Consider the following 19,482-nt stretch of genomic DNA (forward strand, 5'->3'; position numbering starts at 1 on the left):
GGATGGCTGTATTCCTCCGCGAAATCAATCGGTCATCTCCCCGGTGCACGCTGGTGCGGAGGCCTCGACGACACCCCTACGACACGAAGGCGAGTACGAAGTGGCACAGTCCGACGGAACTCCCGGAAACTCCGCTCTGCGCGAGAGCGTCGCTGCTCTCCGCGACAACCCCCGCGCCACGGTCCTGGTCATCGGCGGTGGCATCAACGGCATCGGGACCTTCCGCGAGCTCGCGCTCAACGGCGTCGACGTCGCCCTCGTCGAGCGCGGCGACTACGTCTCCGGTGCCTCGAGCGCCTCGAGCCACATGATCCACGGCGGCATCCGCTACCTCGAGAACGGCGAGTTCCGACTCGTCAACGAGGGCGTGCACGAGCGCAACGGCCTGCTGAAGATCGCTCCCCATTACGTGAAGCCGCTGCAGACGACGATCCCGATCTACTCGACGTTCTCGGGCATCCTCGCGGCTCCGCTGCGCTTCCTGACCCACAAGTCGGGCAAGCCGCAGGAGCGCGGTGCGCTGCTGATCAAGGTCGGCCTCACGATGTACGACTTCTTCTCCCGCGACGGCGGCACGGTCCCGCGCCACCAGTTCCACGGGCGCAAGCGCTCGCTGAACGAGCTCCCCAAGCTCGACCCGAAGATCAAGTACACCGCCACCTACTTCGACGCCTCTGTGCACGAGCCCGAGCGCCTCGCGCTCGACGTGCTCCACGACGCGCTGATCGGCGGCAGGAAGGCCCGCGCGGCCAACTACGTCGAGGCCGTCGGCGCCGACGAGAAGGGCGTCGTCCTCCGCGACCGCGAGTCCGGCGAGGAGTTCACCTTCGCGGCGGACGTCGTCGTCAACGTCTCCGGACCGTGGACCGACTTCACCAACACGGCCCTCGGCACGTCGACGAAATTCATGGGCGGCACCAAGGGCTCGCACATCGTGCTCGACAACCCCGAGCTGGTCGAGGCCTGCGAGGGTCGCGAGATGTTCTTCGAGCACAGCGACGGACGCATCGTCCTCATCTACCCGCTCAAGGGCCGCGTGATGGTCGGCACGACCGACATCGACGCCGACCCCACGAAGCCGGCGGTGTGCACGGAGGAGGAGATCGACTACTTCTTCGAGCTCGTCAACCACGTCTTCCCGGCCATCCGCGTGGACCGTTCGCAGATCGTCTTCAAGTTCTCCGGCATCCGCCCGCTGCCCCGCCACGACGACGAGGCCCCGGGCTTCGTCTCCCGCGACTACCGCATCGAGCCCTCGACGCTCCCCGGCAACGGCTCGCCCGTGCTCAGCCTGGTCGGCGGCAAGTGGACGACGTTCCGCGCCCTGTCGGAGCACCTCTCGAACGAGGTCTTCAAGCGGATCGGCGTGACCCGTCGCGTCTCCACCGTGAAGACCCCCATCGGAGGCGGCAAGGGCTTCCCGCGCACCGACGCGTCCCGCGCGCAGTGGATCAGCCAGCACCGCTCCGGGCTCTCCTCGGCCCGCACGGGCCAGCTGCTCGAGCGCTACGGCACCCGCGCGCAGGAGGTCATCGAGGCCCTGGCCGACGGACACGACGAGGCGCTCGACTTCGACAAGGACTTCACCACCGGTGAGATCCGCTACCTCGCCCAGCGCGAGAGCGTGGTGCACCTCATCGACCTGGTGATGCGCCGCACCAACCACGCCTTCACGGGCGGCCTGAGCCGCGAGCTCCTCGAGGAGCTCGCCGAGCACACGGGCGCCGTGCTGGGCTGGGACGACGCCGCCCGCGCGTCGGAGGTCGACGCGACCATCGCGCACCTCAAGAAGTACAACGGCGTCGACGTCGGGGGCACCTCGGTGCAGACCCCGACGGCCGTGCCCGCCTCCTGATCGGCGATCAGGCGCGGATCGACGGAAGCCCCGGACCGAGGACCACCTCGACCGGGGCTTCCGTCGTGACAACGCACAAACGTGCACGCGCCGTTCCTTGTCGCTAGGACAGGGCGCCGATAACTTCACACCGTCGGGCATCGAAGCCCGCCGCGGACGCCTGTGCGCGTCCGTCTTACGAAAAGGAAAAGGTCAACGTGGACAATCTCGGAGTGGTCTTCCTCGCCGAAGTCGTGGGAACGGCCATGCTCGTGCTCCTCGGCTGCGGTGTCGTCGCCAACGTCGCGCTCGTGAAGAGCAAGGGTCTCAACGGCGGAACCCTCATGGTCAACATCGGCTGGGGCTTCGCGGTCTTCGCCGGTGTGATCGTCTCGTACAACTCGGGGGCGCACCTCAACCCCGCGGTCACCCTGGGCCTCGTCGCGAGCGGAGCGACCGAGTTCGGATCCGGCGTGCCCGTCGACATCGTCTCGATCCTCGTCTACATCCTCGCCCAGATGATCGGTGCGATCCTCGGTGCCGTCTTCTGCTGGCTCGCCTACAAGCAGCACTTCGACGAGGAGCCCGACGCGGCGAACAAGCTCGGCGTCTTCTCGACCGGCCCGGCGATCCGCTCGTACGGCTGGAACTTCGTCACCGAGGTCATCGGCACCTTCGTCCTCGTCTTCGTCGTCATCGGCTTCGGCGGCGGACGTCAGGGCGACGGCGGTCTGGCCGCGCTCGGCGCGCTGCCCGTCGCCATCCTGGTGATCGCGATCGGCGCCTCCCTCGGCGGCCCGACCGGCTACGCCATCAACCCCGCCCGCGACCTCGGCCCCCGCATCGCGCACGCTCTCCTGCCGATCAAGGGCAAGGGCTCGAGCGACTGGAGCTACGCCTGGGTGCCCGTCGCCGGCCCGATCGTCGGTGGAGTGCTCGCGGGCCTCGCCTCGCTCGTGCTGCTCCCGGTCCTCTAGACCGCCGCGCTTCCTTTCACCCCCGTTACGAAGGAGTAATCATTCATGGCTGACTACGTCATCGCTATCGACCAGGGGACCACGTCGTCCCGCGCGATCATCTTCGACAAGAAGGGATCGATCGTCTCCACCGGCCAGAAGGAGCACGAGCAGATCTTCCCGCGCGCCGGCTGGGTCGAGCACGACCCGATCGAGATCTGGAACAACGTCCGCGAGGTGATCGGCCAGGCTCTCTCCCGCGCCGACCTGACCCGCCACGACATCGCCTCCGTCGGCATCACCAACCAGCGCGAGACCGCTGTCGTCTGGGACAGGACGACCGGCAAGCCCGTCTACAACGCCATCGTCTGGCAGGACACCCGCACCCAGTCGATCGTCGACCGCCTCGCCGGCGACGAGGGCGCGGACCGCTTCAAGTCGATCGTGGGCCTCCCGCTCGCGACCTACTTCTCCGGCACCAAGATCGTCTGGATCCTCGAGAACGTCGAGGGTGCTCGCGAGAAGGCCGAGGCGGGCGACCTGATCTTCGGCACGACGGACACCTGGGTCCTCTGGAACCTGACCGGCGGCATCGACGGCGGCGTCCACAAGACCGACGTCACCAACGCCTCCCGCACCCTGTTCCTCGACCTCGAGACCCTCGAGTGGCGCGACGACATCCTCGAGGCCTTCGGGGTCCCGAAGTCGATGCTCCCCGAGGTCTGCTCCTCCTCCGAGGTCTACGGCCACGTCGAGTCCTCGTCGCTGCTGCGCGAGGTCCCGATCGCCGGCATCCTCGGCGACCAGCAGGCCGCGACCTTCGGCCAGGCGGCGTTCGACCCGGGCGAGGCGAAGAACACTTACGGCACCGGCAACTTCCTGATCTTCAACACGGGCACCGAGATCGTCCACTCGAAGAACGGTCTGCTCACCACCATCGGCTACAAGCTCGGCGACGGCGAGGTGCACTACGCGCTCGAGGGCTCGATCGCGGTCTCCGGCTCGCTGATCCAGTGGCTGCGCGACAACCTGGGCCTCATCGGCTCGGCCCCCGAGGTCGAGGCGCTGGCCGCCACGGTCGAGGACAACGGAGGCGCGTACTTCGTGCCCGCCTTCTCGGGTCTGTTCGCCCCCTACTGGCGCTCCGACGCACGCGGAGCCCTCGTCGGCCTCACCCGCTACGTCAACAAGGGCCACATCGCCCGCGCCGCGCTCGAGGCGACCGCCTTCCAGACCCGCGAGGTCCTGGACGCGGTCAACGCCGACTCCGGCGTCCCCCTGCAGGAGCTCAAGGTCGACGGCGGAATGATCGCCAACAACCTGCTCATGCAGTTCCAGGCCGACATCCTCGGCGTCCCGGTCGTCCGACCGGTCGTCGCGGAGACCACCGCGCTCGGAGCGGCCTACGCGGCCGGTCTCGCGGTCGGCTTCTGGGAGAACCTCGACGACCTGCGCCAGAACTGGCAGGAGGACTCGCGCTGGACCCCGCAGATGGACCAGGACGAGGCCGCCCGCCAGTACCGCCTCTGGAAGAAGGCCGTCACCAAGACCTTCGACTGGATCGACGAGGACGTGCAGTAGTTTTCTCCGCGGCAGTCCCTGCCTGCCGCGGCGCGGTCGGCTCATCGAGGTGGTCGCGTCTCGGGGAGCGGGTCGCGTCCGGCTAGGGGACGACGCTGACACGCGTCCTCCCCGTTCGCCTTGCGCAACGAGCGGATGGCGTGAGTCCGTTCACGTGAAGCGCCCTGTCCGACCCTCGGGTCGGGTGGGGCGCTTCGTCGTTCCGACGACGGCGCAACGAGTATCGCAACGGGGTGGTTCGGGGACACCCATGCTGGTCGAGTCTTCGCCGCAGCCGGCTCATCGAGACCCGGCAATTCGGACCTGCATGCTGGTCGCGTAGTCGCTGCAGGCGGCTTATCGAGACCCGGACCGGGCGGGGCCTCAGTCCGCCGACAGCCCGAGCTGCGCGTCCAGCTCGTCCAGGGAGCCGATCCGGCGCACGCCCAGCTCGACCGCCTCGGGCGGCAGCTCGCGGCCGTGCTCGGGACCGCCGACGCGGTCGAGCCAGACGCCGCGAAGGCCCGCAGCGGCCGCTCCGACGGCGTCGGTGCCGAGCCGGTCGCCGACGTAGAGGGCCTCCTCCGGAGAGACCCCGAACCGCTCGCAGGCGATCGCGAAGATCCGCGCGTCCGGCTTGGCGACGCCGACGTCGCCGGAGGCGATCACGTGCTCGAAGCGACCGGAGAGGCCCGTGCCCTCGATCTTCCCCCGCTGGAAGTCGAGCACGCCGTTGGTGATGACGCCGAGGCGGACTCCGGCGGCGTCGAGCCGGTCGAGGACGGGCAGCGCGTCGTCGTGGAGGGTCCAGGCGGCGACGTAGTGCTCGAGGTACCCGCGGAACCAGGAGCTCGCCTCCTCGGGAGTCAGCCCGACTCCGGCCTCCGCGGCGAAGTCCGTGGCGCGCGCCCGGCGCTGGCCCTCGTAGTCGAGCTCGCCCGCGAGGTAGCGGTGGTAGTGCTCCTCCTCGAGCAGGTGCCAGCGGCGCTGCACGTCGGCCGGCTCGCCGGCGTAGGCGGCGCCGAGCGAGGCGGCGTACGCGACGATCCCCTCCCGCACAGCGCGGGCATGGGCGAAGAGGGTGTCGTCGAGGTCGAAGAGCGCGAGCCGCAGCACGGCCGCCTCAGCGGACGCGGCGGAGGAGGCCGACGGAGTCGTAGACGGCGGCGAGCGTGCGCTCCGCGGTCTCGGACGCGCGGTCGGCGGCGAGGGAGAGGACCCGGTCGAGCTCGGCCGGGTCGGCGAGCAGCTCCGCGGTCCGCGCTCGGATCGGGTCGAAGGTGGCGGCGACCACCTCGACGAGGCCCTTCTTGAGGTCCCCGTAGCCGCGGCCCGCGTACTCCTGCTCCAGCGACTCGACGGAGCGGTCGGCGAGGACCGAGTAGATCGTCAGCAGGTTCGAGACGCCGGGCTTCGCCGCCCGGTCGAAGCGCACCTCCGACTCGGTGTCCGTCACGGCGCGCATGATCTTCTTCGCGGTCGCCTTCGGCTCGTCGAGCACGCTGAGCAGGCCCGCATCCGACTCCGCCGACTTCGACATCTTGGCGCCCGGGTTCTGCAGGTCGAAGATCTTCGCGGTCTCGCGCACGATGTGGGGCTCCGGCACGGCGAAGGTCTCGCCGAAGCGCGAGTTGAAGCGCGCGGCGAGATCGCGGGTGAGCTCCAGGTGCTGGCGCTGGTCCTCGCCGACCGGCACCGCGTCCGTCTGGTACAGCAGGATGTCGGCCGCCATCAGGATCGGGTAGGTGAACAGGCCCACCGAGGCGGCCTCAGCGCCCTGCTTCGCCGACTTGTCCTTGAACTGCGTCATCCGGCTGGCCTCGCCGAAGCCGGTCAGGGTGTTGAGGACCCAGGCGAGCTCGGCGTGAGCGGGTACGTGGGACTGGATGAAGAGGGTCGAGCGCGTGGGGTCGATGCCCGCGGCGATGTACTGCGCGGCGGTCGCGCGGGTGCGCTCGCGGAGCTGCTGCGGGTCCTGCGGGACCGTGATCGCGTGCAGGTCGACGACGCAGAAGTAGGCGTCGAAGTCCTCCTGCATCGCGACCCACTGGGTCAGCGCGCCGATGTAGTTGCCGAGGTGCAGCGACCCGGAGGAGGGCTGCATGCCGGAGAAGATGACGGGCTTGGCGCCCGGGGTGCTGGGAGTCATGGGTGGCCTCGAGGGGTCGGTTCGCGGGGGAGAGGGTCAGAGCTCGTAGTCGACGACCACGGGGGAGTGGTCGGACCAGCGGGTGTCGTAGGAGGCGGCGCGGTCGACCTCGTAGCTGCGGGCGAGGTCGGCGAGCGCGGGCGTGGCGAGCTGGTAGTCGAGGCGCCAGCCGGTGTCGGTGTCGAAGGCCTGGCCGCGCTGCGACCACCACGTGTACGGTCCGGGCACCTCGCCCGCGAACCGGCGGCCGAGGTCGACCCAGCCCAGTCCGGCACCGGCGTTGTAGTCCGGGTCGCCCTCGGCGCCGACGAAGCGGTCGACGTAGGCGCGCTCCTCCGGGAGGAAGCCGGCCTTCTTGACGTTGCCCTTCCAGTTCTTGATGTCGAGCGTGCGGTGGCCGACGTTGAGGTCGCCCATCACCACGGCGAGCTCGCTGTGCGCCCGGATCTCGGGCAGGCGCGCTTCCATCGCGTCGAGGAAGCGGTACTTCTCGACCTGCTTGGGGGTGCCGACCTCGCCGGAGTGGACGTAGGTGGAGACGACGGTGAGCGAGCGGCCGCCGACCTCGTAGTCGGCCTCGAGCCAGCGTCCGGCCGAGTCGAAGTCGTCGGCGCCGAAGGTCACGCGGTGGATCGTGGCGCGCCTGCGCGAGGCGAGAGCGACTCCGGCGCGCCCCTTGGCGGTCGCCTCGTCGTGCAGCACGTCCCACTCGTCCCCGAGGAGCCCCGTGAGGTCGTCCGTGGAGGCGCGGACCTCCTGCAGGGCCAGGACGTCGACGTCGCGAGCGGCGAGCCAGTCGCCCATCCCCTTGCGGTAGGCGGCGCGGACGCCGTTCACGTTGACGGAGGCGATGCGGAGGGTGCTGCGAGTCACCGGAGCAGTCTATTCGGAGCCGCGGAGCGGGCCGCCCGGCCGCGCTCGCACCCCGGAACGCGGAAGCCGGCGGCCGCCTCGCGCCACTCCCTCGGAGAGGGGGAGGAGCGCGGAGGCGACCGCCGGCGGGACCGCTCAGGACGGTCGGTCGGAGGGGATCAGGCGGGGACGGCCTGCGCGGTGGCGGGCTCGGGCACCTCGGCGACCACCGGGGCGCGCTTGATGCTCTTCGCGATGATCACGCAGACGGCCGTGACGACCATGCCCACCAGGATGGCGACCAGGTAGAGGATCGGCTGCCCGACGAGCCCGGTGACCCAGACGCCGCCGTGCGGGGCGCGGAGGGTGGAGCCGAAGAGCGCGACGAGCGCACCCGTGACGGCCGAGCCGACCATGGCGGACGGGATCACGCGCAGCGGGTCGACCGCGGCGAACGGGATGGCCCCCTCCGAGATGAAGGACGCGCCCAGCAGGTAGGCGGCCTTGCCGTTCTGGCGCTCGGCGTCGGTGAACAGGCGCTTGCGGAGCGTCGTGGCCAGGGCCAGACCCAGCGGCGGGGTCATGCCGGCGGCCATGACGATCGCCATCACCTTGAACTGCACGGAGTTCGGGTCGCCGTCGGCGGGGACGGAGGCGAGGCCGGTGGTCGCGAAGGCGTAGGCCACCTTGTTGACCGGACCGCCCATGTCGAACGCCATCATGAGGCCGAGGATGATCCCCAGGATGATCAGGTTGCCGCCCGAGAGGCCCGAGAGCCAGGACGACAGGCCCTCGCTCAGTGCGCGGAGCGGCGCTCCGAGCACCACGAACATCAGGAAGCCGGTGATGAAGGTGGCGATCAGGGGGATGATCACGACGGGCATCAGCGACTTGAACGCCGCGGGGAGCTTGATCCGCGAGATGTAGAGGGCCGCGTAGCCGGCGATGAAGCCGGAGGCGAGGCCGCCCAGGAAGCCCGCGCCGACGGTGACCGCGACCGCGCCGCCGAGGAAGCCCGGCGCGATGCCGGGACGGTCGGCGATGCCGAAGGCGATGAAGCCCGAGAGCACCGGCACCAGGAACGCGAAGGTCGCGCTTCCGATCAGGAACATCACTCCGGCCCAGTCGGTGATGTTCGCGACGTTGAAGCCGTCGTCGATGATCTGCTGGGCCGTGAAGTCGACGATCCGGTAGCCGCCGAACAGGAACGACAGCGCGATCAGCAGACCGCCCGCCGCGACGAACGGGATCATGTAGGAGACGCCGGTCATCAGGTTCTGGCGGATGCGCGTGCCGACGCCGACCTTCTTCGGCGCGGCGGGGGCCGCGGCCGGAGTCGAGCGGGCGGGGGCGGACGCGGCGGAGCCGGAGCCGCGGAGGGCCAGAGCGCGGTCGAGGACCTCGTCCGGCTTGGACAGTGCCTCGGCGACGCCCACCTGGAGGATCGGCTTGCCGGCGAAGCGGTCCTTGCCGCGGACCTCGAGGTCGGCGGCGAGGATGACGACGTCCGCGGCGGCGATGTCGGCCGCGGTCATCTCGTCCGAGCCGGCCGCGCCCTGGGTCTCGACGTGGATCGGGTAGCCGCGCTTCTTCGCGGCCTGCTCGAGCGCCTCCGCCGCCATGTACGTGTGGGCGATGCCCGCGATGCAGCTGGTCACGGCGACGAAGCGCGGGCCGGAGGCTGGGCTCGCGGCGGGCGCGTCCTGCACCTTCGCGACGGCGCGGTCGATGACGTCCGCCGCCTTCGCGAGCGCCTCCGACGTGCCCACCTCGAGGGTGGGCTTCCCGGCGAAGCGCTCCTTGCCGCGGACCTCGAGGTCGGCGGCGAGGATCACGACGTCGGCGTCGGCGATGGTCCGGTCCGACATGGGATCGGAGCCCGCGGCGCCCTGGGTCTCGACCTGGATCTCGTACCCCCTCTTCTTCGCGGCCTGCTCGAGGGCCTCGGCCGCCATGTAGGTGTGCGCGATGCCGGCGATGCAGCTGGTGACGGCGACGATCCTCATGAGACGACGACCTCTCGGGCGATGATGTCCGCGACCTCCTGGCCGCTGGCGGCGGCGCGGAGGGAACCGGTGAAGGACTCGTGGATCAGCTTGCGGGCGAGCTGGGCGAGGATCTTGAGGTGCGCCTGGTCGGCGCCGTCCGGAGCCGCGATCAGGAAGATCAGGTCGGCCGGGCCGTCGGGGGCCCCGAAGTCGACGCCCTGCTGCGCGATGCCGACCGCCACGCTGGGCGAGACGACGTGGGAGGAGCGGGCGTGGGGGATCCCGATGCCGCCGGGCATGCCGGTCGCCATCTGCGACTCGCGGTCGCGGACGTCGGCGAGGAAGCCGTCGAGGTCGGTGACGCGGCCGGCGTCGGCGAGCGTCTTCGCGAGCTGCGCGGTGGCCTCGTCCTTCGTGGCGGCGGTGAGGTCGACGATGACCGTCGACGCCTCGGTGAGAGCAGTCATGCGCTCAGTTCTCCAATCGGGAGGGTGGGGTCGGGGTTCTCGACGACGGAGACGTCGTCGAGGCGGAGGGAGTCGGGACCCGGGGCTTCGCTGCCCGGGAGCTGGACGGCGGCGGTACCCCAAGCGACTGCTGTCGCGAGGCGCTCCGCCTCCGTGGCGTCGACGGCCGAGAGGTAGCCGGCGAGCGTGCTGTCGCCGGCGCCGACGGTGCTGAGGGGCACGACGGCGGGGGCGCCCGCCCACCACGACGCGTGCGCCGTGACAAGGAGGGCGCCGTGCTCTCCGAGACTGACGAGCGCTCGCGCGTCGGGCAGCTGCAGGAGTTCACGGGCTCCGGCGACGACGTCTCCGACCGTCGTCAGGGAGCGGCCGAGGAGCTCCTCGAGCTCCTCGAGGTTGGGCTTCACCAGGGTGGCGGTGCCGGCCGCGGTGATCGCGGTCAGGGGGGCTCCCGAGGTGTCGACGGCGAGGGGGACGCCGAAGTGCAGGGCGAGGCGGCCGAGGGCGGGGTAGAAGTCCGCTCCCAGTCCCGGGGGGACGCTGCCGCAGGCGACGAGCCAGCGGGGCGAGGCCGAGACGTGCTCGCCGATCAGCTCGGAGAGGGCGTGGGCCTCCTCCTCCGTGACGGCGGGGCCGGGCTCGTTGATCTTGGTGGTGCGGCCCGTCCGGTCGTCGACCACGGTGATGTTGGTGCGGATCGGGTGGGCGATCGCCGCACTGGCCGAGCGGACTCCGGCGGCCCGGAGCATCGTGGACAGGTCGACGCCGGTGGAGGCGTCGGCCGGGTAGACCGCGGTCGCCTCGACGCCGTTGCGCGCGAGGGCACGGGCGACGTTGACGCCCTTGCCGGCCGGGTCGCGCCGCACGTCGTGCGCGCGGTTGACCTCGCCGACGGCGAAGCCGCTCGTGGAGAGGGTGACGTCGATGCTCGGGTTGGCGGTGACGGTGACGATCATGCGCGGACGACCTCCGGGCCGGCCGACTCGATGTCGTCGGCGAGCTCGTCGTCGACATCGGCGTCGGTGATGACGGTGTCGACCGCGGACAGCGGAGCGACGTGCCCGAAGTCCTGCCGGCCGAACTTCGAGTGGTCGGCGAGGACCACGACCCGGCGCGCGGAGGCGATGATCGCGGACTTGACGACGGCCTCATCGAGATCGGGGGTGGTGAGCCCGCGCTCGAGGCTGAGGCCGTTCGTGCCGATGAAGGCGACGTCCACCGAGACCGTGGAGAGGGCCTGGGCGGCCCACGGCCCGACGGCGGCCTGCGTGACTCCGCGCAGGTGCCCGCCGATGAGGTGGAGGTCGATGTTGGGCCGGCCGACGAGCGCCATCGCGACGGGGAGGGAGTGGGTGACGACCGTCAGCCGGCGGTCCAGGGGGAGCAGCTCCGCCAGCCGCACCGTGGTGGTGCCGGCGTCGATGGCGATCGAGCCGCCGTCGGGCACCTCGGCGAGGGCCGCGGTGGCGATGCGGTCCTTCTCGCCGGCGAGGTGTCCCTCGCGGGCGGCGACCTCGGGCTCGATGCCCAGGCGCTCGACCGGGATGGCGCCGCCGTGGGCACGGCGCAGCAGGCCCCGCTTCTCGAGGCTGGTGAGATCGCGGCGGATCGTCTCCGGCGTCACGGCGAGGGAGAGGGCGAGGTCGCGGACCTCGACGCGCCCGTCGGTGCGGGCGCGGTCCAGGATCGCCTGGTGCCGCTCCGGTGCGTACATGTGGACTCCGTCGTCTCGCCGAGGGTGGTGCGCCGGATCCGCGGTGTCGTTGCCGACCTCGGATCTGCGTTTACCTCTTTTTAGACCCGTTCAGGAGGGAAGTCAACAGAAACGGACAGAATCGGCAGGCGGAATCGGGCGCGGCGACGCCGGGAGGGACGGGAAGTAGTCCGCCGGTCAGGCGGCGAGCTGCTCGAGCTCCTCCTCGAGCTGCGCGAGCTGGCGCTCCAGGCGCCGTCGTTTGAGGAGGGACGCCTCCGGCAGCGCGGCGCGAAGCCGCTCGCGCTCGGCTTCGGCGAGGGTGCGGCGGGCGGTGCGCAGCTGCTCCTCCCGCTCCTTCTCGCGCTCCTCCGGCGTGAGCTTGCGCGCCGAGATCCCGGCGTCGCTCATCCCGACGGAGATCCACGACGCGGCGATCAGGATCACCTGGCAGACGAGGTTGAACCAGATCAGCAGACCGATGAGGACCGCGAACGAGGCGAGCAGCGGATTGCGGGAGGCGCCGCCCAGCAGCTGCGTCCCGAGGACCTTGAGCGCGCCGAGAGCGATCCCGCCGAGCAGCGAGCCGGCCCAGAGGTTCTTCCAGGGGATCGAGATGCCCGAGAGGATGCGGAAGGAGCCGGCCAGGGTGCCCGTGTCCAGGGCGAGCATGATCAGCAGGCCGACCGCGCTGCCGGCGAGACGGGCCGGCATCGACTCGCTGCCGATCCCGAGGAAGCCGAACGCCACGTCCACCAGCGAGGTCGAGAACACGGAGAGACCGGCCGAGACCAGCAGCACCGCCCCGAAGACCAGGGCGAGCCCCGCGTCCTTGAGCTTGAGCAGGACGAAGAGGGTCGTGGGTCCGGGGAGCGAGAAGAGCAGCCGGACCGCCTGGCGCAGGCTCCCCAGGAAGTTGAGCGCCGTCCAGAGCAGGCCGGCGGCCGCGATCGCACCCGTCCAGCCGAGGATCGACGAGTCGAGCAGGTCGTCCACCGACACGAGGGCGTTCTTCCCGCCGATCAGGCCGGGGACGGAGCGGGTCACCAGGTCGAGGAGGGAGTCGCGCAGCACCGAGTCGTCGCGCACCCAGAAGCCGAAGACGGCGAAGAAGACGAAGAGCGCCGCGAAGACCGCGAACAGGGCCTGGAAGGCGAGTCCGGAGGCGAAGAGGGGCCCGCCGGTCTCGGAGTAGTGCAGCATCACCCGCACCGGCCGCGTCCGCATGACCCGCTCGAACAGGCCCGGGATCCCGCGGGGAGAGTCGGCCGCCTCGGTCATTCCTCCAGCGTACTGAGGCCTCGCGGCGCTCCCGTGCACGCGCCCGCCTGCACGCAGGAACGCGTCCGGCCCGCGGGATCCGAGGATCCCGGCGGGCCGGACGCGTTCGCGAGGGGGAGGATCAGGCGCGGCCGCGGATGACGGCCTGCTTCACCTCGGCGATCGCCTGCGTGATCTGGATGCCGCGCGGGCACGCCTCCGTGCAGTTGAAGGTCGTGCGGCAGCGCCACACGCCCTCCTTGTCGTTGAGGATGTCCAGGCGCGCTCCACCGGCGTCGTCGCGCGAGTCGAAGATGAAGCGGTGGGCGTTCACGATCGCCGCAGGGCCGAAGTACTGCCCGTCGGTCCAGAACACGGGGCAGGACGACGTGCACGCGGCGCAGAGGATGCACTTCGTGGTGTCGTCGAAGCGGGCACGGTCGGCGACCGACTGCACGCGCTCCTTGCCCTTGGGTGCCGGGGTGTTGGCGACCAGGAACGGCTGCACCTCGCGGTAGGAGGCGAAGAACGGCTCCATGTCGACGACGAGGTCCTTCTCGAGGGGCAGGCCCTTGATCGCCTCGATGTAGATCGGCTGCGAGATGTCGAGATCCTTGATCAGCGTCTTGCAGGCCAGGCGGTTGCGGCCGTTGATCCGCATCGCGTCGGATCCGCAGATGCCGTGCGCGCACGAGCGGCGGAAGGTCAGCGATCCGTCCTGGTCCCACTTGATGCGGTGCAGGGCGTCGAGGACGCGGTCGGTCGAGTACATCTCGACGTCGAAGTCCTGCCAGCGCGGCTCGGCGTCCACCTCGGGGTCGAAGCGGCGGATGATGAACGTGACGGTGAACGCCTCCGGGGCCGCGGGCGCGGCGGGCGGCTGCTCGAGGGTAGCGGTCGACATGGCTAGTACTTCCTCTCCATCGGCTGGTACCGGGTGATCACGACGGGCTTCCAGTCGAGCCGGATGTGGTCACCGGCGTCGGAGGAGTGGGCGTCACCGGAGAGGTACGCCATCGTGTGCTGCATGTAGTTCTCGTCGTCGCGCTTCGGGAAGTCGTCGCGCATGTGGCCGCCGCGGCTCTCCTTGCGGTTGCGCGCCGAGTAGACGACGACCTCGGCGAGGTCGAGCAGGAAGCCCAGCTCGACGGCCTCGAGGAGGTCGGTGTTGAAGCGCTTGCCCTTGTCCTGCACCGAGATGTTGCGGAACCGGTCGCGCAGGCGCTGGATGGTCCCGGTAACGGCCTCGAGGGACTCGTCGGTGCGGAACACCTGGGCGTTCTTGTCCATCTCGTCCTGCAGCTCCTTGCGGATCGAGGCGATCCGCTCGGTGCCGGTCGCGGAGCGGAGCGAGGCGAGCATGTCGCGGATCGCGCCGGCCGGGTCGGCGGGCAGGGGGGTGAAGTCGACCGTCTTGGCGTAGTCGGCGGCGTTGTTGCCGCTGCGCTTGCCGAAGACGTTGATGTCGAGGAGGGAGTTGGTGCCGAGGCGGTTGGAGCCGTGCACCGAGACGCACGCGCACTCGCCGGCCGCGTAGAGGCCCGGGACGACGGTCGTGTTGTCCGAGAGCACCTCGGCCTTGACGTTGGTCGGGATGCCGCCCATCGCATAGTGCGCGGTCGGCATGACGGGGACCGGCTCGACGACGGGGTCGACGCCCAGGTAGGTGCGGGCGAACTCGGTGATGTCGGGGAGCTTGGTCTCGAGGACCTCGGCGCCCAGGTGGGTGCAGTCCAGCAGCACGTAGTCCTTGTGCGGTCCGGCGCCGCGTCCCTCCGCCACCTCCTGGACCATGCAGCGGGCTACGATGTCGCGCGGCGCGAGGTCCTTGATGGTGGGGGCGTAGCGCTCCATGAAGCGCTCGCCCGAGGCGTTGCGGAGGATCGCACCCTCTCCTCGCGCTCCCTCGGTGAGGAGGATGCCGAGGCCGGCGAGGCCGGTCGGGTGGAACTGGAAGAACTCCATGTCCTCCAGGGGGAGGCCCTTGCGCCAGATGATGCCGACGCCGTCGCCGGTGAGGGTGTGCGCGTTGGAGGTGGTCTTGTAGATCTTGCCGAAGCCGCCGGTCGCGAAGATGATCGCCTTCGCCTGGAAGACGTGCAGCTCGCCCGTGGCCAGCTCGTAGGCGACGACGCCGGAGGGCTTGGCCACTCCGTCGACCTCGGTCATCACCAGGTCGAGGACGTAGAACTCGTTGTAGAAGTTGATGCCGAGCCGGACGCAGTTCTGGAACAGCGTCTGCAGGATCATGTGGCCGGTGCGGTCGGCCGCGTAGCAGGCCCGGCGGACGGGCGCCTTGCCGTGGTCGCGGGTGTGGCCGCCGAAGCGGCGCTGGTCGATCTTGCCCTCCTCGGTGCGGTTGAAGGGCAGGCCCATGTTCTCGAGGTCGATGACCGCGTCGATGGCCTCCTTCGCGAGGATCTCGGCTGCGTCCTGGTCGACGAGGTAGTCGCCGCCCTTGACGGTGTCGAAGGTGTGCCACTCCCAGCTGTCCTCCTCGACGTTCGCGAGGGCGGCGGCCATGCCGCCCTGCGCCGCTCCGGTGTGGGAGCGGGTCGGGTACAGCTTCGAGATCACGGCCGTCCTCGCCTTGGGGCCGGCTTCGATGGCCGCGCGCATCCCGGCACCGCCGGCGCCGACGATGACGACGTCGAACTGGTGGTAGTGGACGCCGTCGGGTCCGACGGTCTGCGCGAAGGCGCTCTGGTCGGCGCCGGTGTGGGAGTGGCCTGGTGTGCTCACGGGGTGGGTGCTCCGTCGTACGGGGATGGGAGGGGGAGGTGCCGGGACGCGGTGCCGCGGACCGGGAGGGGCGCGGGCCCCTCTCCGATCCGCGGCACCGTGGTCACGCTGCGCAGAAGGAGGGCAGCAGGTCCGCGGCGGTGCCGGCGGGGCACGGGTCGAACGCGAAGACGACCCAGGTGCCGAGCGCGATCAGCGCGACGACGGCGACGAGGATGCCGCCCTTGAAGGCCTTGGCCAGCAGGGGCGAGGTCGCGTAGTCGTTGACCAGCGTGCGCATGCCGTTGCCGCCGTGGATCAGCGCGAGCCACAGCATGAGGACGTCCCACCACTGCCAGAACGGATTCGCCAGCTTGCCGCCGACGAAGCCGAAGTCGATGGCCTTGATGCCGTCGCCCAGCAGCAGGTTGTAGATGAGGTGCCCGAAGATCAGGACGATCAGCACGACGCCGGAGGCGCGCATGTAGATCCAGCCCCACTTCTCCCAGTTGGTGCCGGAGGAGCGGGTCGGGGTGTGCGGGGTCCGCGGTGCGGCGACGGTGCTCAATGCGCACCCCCCTCGCTGAAGACGTTGATCAGGTGGCGCGGCGCGAAGCCGAGCATCAGCACGACCCAGAGGCCCATGACGACCCAGAAGAGGACGCGCTGGTTGCGGGTCGCCCAGCTCCAGAAGTCGACCAGGATGATCCGCAGGCCGTTCAGCGCGTGGAACGCGATGGCGCCCACGAGCCCGGTCTCGCCGAGTCCCATGATCGGGTTCTTGTACGTGCCGATGACCGCGTTGTACGCCTCGGGGCTCACGGCGATGAGAGCGGAGTCGAGGACGTGGACGAGGAGGAAGAAGAAGATGGCGACACCGGTGATCCGGTGGAGCACCCATGACCACATGCCTTCGCGACCGCGGTACAGGGTGCCGGCCGGACGCCGGATCTTCCCCTGCTTCCGGGGTGCGAGGGTTTGAGCAGCTTGAACTGACACGAACAACCCTCCCTGGTTGTGCTCCGACGGCCTGACCTGTTCCCACGTCGCGTGGACGGGGACGGGGCGGGGAGCGACGAGAAACTCGCCCTCCGATTCTAAGCGCGCTCGCAGGCGGGCGCGGCTTAGGCGAGCCTTAGCTGCGGGGCAGGGCGAGGGCGGGCGCCCCCGCGGTCGCGTAGTGCGCGAGGAGCTCGTCGGTGAGCGCGCTCCAGGTGCGGTGGAGCACGCGGCGGCGGCCCGCCTCGCCGAGCCGGGCGCGCAGTGCGGGATCTCGGACCAGGCGCTCCACCTGCCGGCGGAGGTCGGAGTCGCTCTCGGGCGCGTAGAGCAGGCCGTCCACGCCGTGCTCGATGAGGTCGGTGGGGCCGCCCGCGTGCGGCGCGACCACCGCGGTGCCGGACGCCTGCGCCTCCTGGACCGTCTGGCCGAACGTCTCCTCCGTGCCGGTGTGCACGAACACGTCGAGCGCGGCGAAGACCGCCGGCAGCCGGTCGCCGTCGAGCCGGCCGAGCATCCGCGCCGCCGGGCCGAGGGCGGCGGCGACCCGGGCGGAGGAGGGGCCGTAGCCGCCCACGACCAGCTCCGCGTGCGGGAGGGAGGCGAGCGCCGCCATCCGCTCCACCCTCTTCTCGGGGGAGAGGCGCCCGATGTAGCCGACGAGCGCGTCGTCGGCGCCGAGTCCGGCACGGACGGCCTGCGCGTAGGGGGAGGAGCGGCGGCGCGGGTGGAAGCGCTCGCTCTGCACGCCGCGGCCCCACAGCGCGGTGCGCTCGATGCCGGCGGCGGCGAGGTCGTCGAGGGCGCTCGTGGAGGGGGCGAGGGTCAGGTCCGCCCCGGCGTGGATCTGGCGGATCACCCGCCAGGCGAGGGCGCGGGCGCCGCGGATGCCGTAGCGGGCCGCGAATCGCGCGACGTCCGTCTGGTAGATCGCGACACTCGGCACCCCGAGCCGACCGGCGGAGGCGATGGCGCGGGCGCCGAGGAGGAAGGGCGAGGCGACGTGCACAACGTCGGGCTCGAAGTCGGCCAGCTCCCGGGTGAGGGCGAGCGTGGGGATCCCGACCGGGAAGTCGCGGTAGGCGATCGCCGGGTGCTCCACGACGCGGTGGCCCGCGTAGTGGCCCGGCGCCCCCGCGGCCGGGCAGACGACGAGCGCCTCGATCCCGCGCTCCGCGAACTCGTCGAGCACCCGCAGGACGCTCGTGGTCACGCCGTTCAAGGACGGCAGGAAGCTCTCGGTGACGACCGCGACTCTCACGCCCCGGACGCTACGGCGGCGGGATGAACGGCGGCGCGCGCCCGGGTGAACGGACGGTCGCGCTCGGGCTCCCTTGTATCCTGCGGACATGACATCACCTGAGACCGATGGCCGCGCCCCGCTCGACCGCTTCTACAGCGTGATCCCCGCCGGCGGGATCGGCTCGAGGCTGTGGCCGCTCTCCCGGGCCGACGCCCCGAAGTTCCTGCACGATCTGACGGGATCGGGACAGACCCTCCTCCGCGACACCTGGGACCGCCTCGCGCCCATCTCGGGCGCCGACCGGATCATGGTCGTGACCGGCCGCGCGCACCGCGCCGCCGTCGAGGAGCAGCTCGAGAGCCTCGAGGACCTCAACGTCGTCCTCGAGAGCGAGCCGCGCGACTCGTCCGCCGCGATCGGCCTGGCCGCCGCCATCCTCGAGCGCCGCCAGCCGGGCGTGATCATCGGCTCGTTCGCCGCCGACCACGTCATCAGCGGTCAGCAGCTGTTCCACGACGCGGTCGCCGAGGCCGTCGTCGCGGCGGACGCGGGCTACATCGCGACCATCGGCATCACGCCGACCGAGCCTGCCGTGGGCTTCGGCTACATCCGCACGGGGAAGCACCTCGGGATCGACGGGGCGACGCACACGCTCGCCGTCGACTCCTTCGTCGAGAAGCCCGACGCCGACACCGCGCGCGCCTACCTCTCCAGCGGTCAGTACCTCTGGAACGCGGGCATGTTCATCGCCCGCGCCGACCGCCTCCTCGAGGAGCTCGGCCGCGCCAAGCCGAAGCTGCTCGCCGGACTGCTCGAGCTCGCCGCCGCGTGGGACACCCCGGAGCGCGGCGCGGTCGTCGACCGCATCTGGCCGGGCATGGAGAAGATCGCGATCGACTACTCCGTCGCCGAGCCGGCCGCGGCCGCGGGCAAGCTGGCCGTCGTGCCCGGCCACTTCTCCTGGGACGACGTGGGCGACTTCGCCTCGATCGCGAAGCTGCACTCGAGCGGACTCCGCTCGGACCTCGCCATCCTCGGCGAGGACGCGCGTGTTCTGGCCGACTCCGCGACGGGCATCGTCGTCAGCGGCGGCAACCGCACCATCGCCCTCATCGGAGTGAAGGACATCGTCGTCGTGGACACCCCCGACGCACTCCTGGTGACCACGACCGAGAACGCCCAGAAGGTCAAGGGCGTCGTCGACGCCCTGCGCCTCTCCGGCCGCACCGACGTCCTCTAGCCCTCCGTCACACCCGGCGAAGCGCGGCCCTCCCCTCGGAGGCGCCGCGCTTCGCCGTTCCGCCCCTCGCCGTTCCGCCCCTCGCCTCATGCGCGTGCGGCGGTCCTGATACGCCGCTCGCGCGGCCACTCGACCACCCTCGATGAGGGCCTCGGCCGTCCCGTTCGGTGCTGGCGGGCGGGTCTCCGCTCGCGCGGCAACTCGACCACCGTGGAAGCACCCGTCCGTGCCCGACCGCGCGCAGCGCGGAGCTCCCACGAGCACTCTCGACGTCCGGCAGCAGGGGAGAGGGCCGCGAGCCGGAATCGCGTGCCAAGCGATTCAGGCCAGCCCGACGCGACCCGCTCTGCGGAACGCACCCGTCGCGAAGCCGACCGCGCCGAGCCGCTCCGCGGCTCGGAATCGAGCCCAGCCGACCGCGCCGAGCCGCTCCGCGGCTCGGAATCGAGCCCAGCCGCTCGCACCCACGACATGCTCCGCGTGTCGCGAAGATCAACACTGTGTAACGCTTCCTGAGGTC

General features: G+C 70.9%; 17 protein-coding genes. 4 read left to right on the forward strand and 13 right to left on the reverse strand.

The features are described from left to right. The first annotated feature begins 100 nt into the window (after window positions 1-100). From C5C54_RS08025 to glpK, 3 genes are all read left to right on the forward strand, one after another. On the forward strand, window positions 101-1,855 hold the full coding sequence (locus tag C5C54_RS08025; protein ID WP_258063266.1) for a glycerol-3-phosphate dehydrogenase/oxidase: 1,755 nt from the start codon (window positions 101-103) through the stop codon (window positions 1,853-1,855). 245 nt (window positions 1,856-2,100) lie between these two features. Next, window positions 2,101-2,811 (forward strand): MIP/aquaporin family protein, encoded by a 711-nt coding sequence (locus C5C54_RS08030; RefSeq protein ID WP_244230707.1) that lies wholly within the window; start codon window positions 2,101-2,103, stop codon window positions 2,809-2,811. 45 nt (window positions 2,812-2,856) lie between these two features. Beyond that, window positions 2,857-4,371: a glycerol kinase GlpK gene (gene glpK, locus C5C54_RS08035; protein WP_104226427.1), complete on the forward strand. Its 1,515-nt coding sequence runs from the start codon at window positions 2,857-2,859 to the stop codon at window positions 4,369-4,371. A gap of 363 nt (window positions 4,372-4,734) precedes the next feature. Here the strand turns inward: glpK and C5C54_RS08040 are convergent, their stop codons facing one another. From C5C54_RS08040 to C5C54_RS08105, 13 genes are all read right to left on the reverse strand, one after another. Next, the gene (locus tag C5C54_RS08040) at window positions 4,735-5,466 is read right to left on the reverse strand and encodes an HAD family hydrolase (protein WP_104261093.1); all 732 of its coding nucleotides are present in this window, start codon (window positions 5,464-5,466) and stop codon (window positions 4,735-4,737) included. Between the two features lie 7 nt (window positions 5,467-5,473). After that, the gene (gene trpS / locus C5C54_RS08045; protein ID WP_104246695.1) at window positions 5,474-6,499 is read right to left on the reverse strand and encodes a tryptophan--tRNA ligase; all 1,026 of its coding nucleotides are present in this window, start codon (window positions 6,497-6,499) and stop codon (window positions 5,474-5,476) included. A 36-nt stretch (window positions 6,500-6,535) separates the two neighbouring features. Then, entirely contained in the window at window positions 6,536-7,372 is an 837-nt protein-coding gene (locus C5C54_RS08050; RefSeq protein ID WP_104263197.1) for an exodeoxyribonuclease III, read from the reverse strand. Between the two features lie 158 nt (window positions 7,373-7,530). Next, on the reverse strand, window positions 7,531-9,357 hold the full coding sequence (locus tag C5C54_RS08055) for a PTS fructose-like transporter subunit IIB (RefSeq protein WP_258063267.1): 1,827 nt from the start codon (window positions 9,355-9,357) through the stop codon (window positions 7,531-7,533). Then, the gene (locus C5C54_RS08065) at window positions 9,354-9,806 is read right to left on the reverse strand and encodes a PTS sugar transporter subunit IIA (protein ID WP_104288105.1); all 453 of its coding nucleotides are present in this window, start codon (window positions 9,804-9,806) and stop codon (window positions 9,354-9,356) included. Before C5C54_RS08065 ends, C5C54_RS08055 begins: the two co-directional genes overlap by 4 nt. Beyond that, window positions 9,803-10,762 carry a 1-phosphofructokinase family hexose kinase gene (locus tag C5C54_RS08070; RefSeq protein WP_104288106.1) on the reverse strand — a complete coding sequence of 320 codons (960 nt, stop codon included), beginning with the start codon at window positions 10,760-10,762 and terminating at the stop codon, window positions 9,803-9,805. Before C5C54_RS08070 ends, C5C54_RS08065 begins: the two co-directional genes overlap by 4 nt. Next, window positions 10,759-11,520 (reverse strand): DeoR/GlpR family DNA-binding transcription regulator, encoded by a 762-nt coding sequence (locus C5C54_RS08075; protein ID WP_104226423.1) that lies wholly within the window; start codon window positions 11,518-11,520, stop codon window positions 10,759-10,761. The genes C5C54_RS08070 and C5C54_RS08075 overlap by 4 nt, the downstream gene beginning before the upstream one ends. Before the next feature lie 177 nt (window positions 11,521-11,697). Then, window positions 11,698-12,780, reverse strand: a complete 1,083-nt coding sequence (locus C5C54_RS08080) for a YhjD/YihY/BrkB family envelope integrity protein (protein WP_104288107.1) — start codon at window positions 12,778-12,780, stop codon at window positions 11,698-11,700. A 121-nt stretch (window positions 12,781-12,901) separates the two neighbouring features. After that, the gene (locus C5C54_RS08085) at window positions 12,902-13,663 is read right to left on the reverse strand and encodes a succinate dehydrogenase iron-sulfur subunit (protein ID WP_068254543.1); all 762 of its coding nucleotides are present in this window, start codon (window positions 13,661-13,663) and stop codon (window positions 12,902-12,904) included. 2 nt (window positions 13,664-13,665) lie between these two features. Beyond that, window positions 13,666-15,402, reverse strand: a complete 1,737-nt coding sequence (gene sdhA / locus C5C54_RS08090) for a succinate dehydrogenase flavoprotein subunit (RefSeq protein WP_244230709.1) — start codon at window positions 15,400-15,402, stop codon at window positions 13,666-13,668. A gap of 202 nt (window positions 15,403-15,604) precedes the next feature. Next, window positions 15,605-16,048, reverse strand: a complete 444-nt coding sequence (locus C5C54_RS08095) for a succinate dehydrogenase hydrophobic membrane anchor subunit (protein WP_104223187.1) — start codon at window positions 16,046-16,048, stop codon at window positions 15,605-15,607. Continuing rightward, window positions 16,045-16,431, reverse strand: a complete 387-nt coding sequence (sdhC, locus tag C5C54_RS08100) for a succinate dehydrogenase, cytochrome b556 subunit (RefSeq protein WP_258059417.1) — start codon at window positions 16,429-16,431, stop codon at window positions 16,045-16,047. The genes C5C54_RS08095 and sdhC overlap by 4 nt, the downstream gene beginning before the upstream one ends. Window positions 16,432-16,615: 184 nt before the next feature. Next, entirely contained in the window at window positions 16,616-17,740 is a 1,125-nt protein-coding gene (locus C5C54_RS08105) for a glycosyltransferase family 1 protein (protein WP_181065415.1), read from the reverse strand. Window positions 17,741-17,828: 88 nt separating this feature from the next. On the opposite strand from C5C54_RS08105, the gene C5C54_RS08110 reads away from it, so the two are divergent. Next, window positions 17,829-18,962 (forward strand): mannose-1-phosphate guanylyltransferase, encoded by a 1,134-nt coding sequence (locus C5C54_RS08110; protein WP_104288108.1) that lies wholly within the window; start codon window positions 17,829-17,831, stop codon window positions 18,960-18,962. Window positions 18,963-19,482: the final 520 nt, after the last annotated feature.

Source organism: Rathayibacter sp. AY1F2 (assembly GCF_002930885.1).
In the GTDB taxonomy this organism is placed as follows: Bacteria; Actinomycetota; Actinomycetes; order Actinomycetales; family Microbacteriaceae; genus Rathayibacter.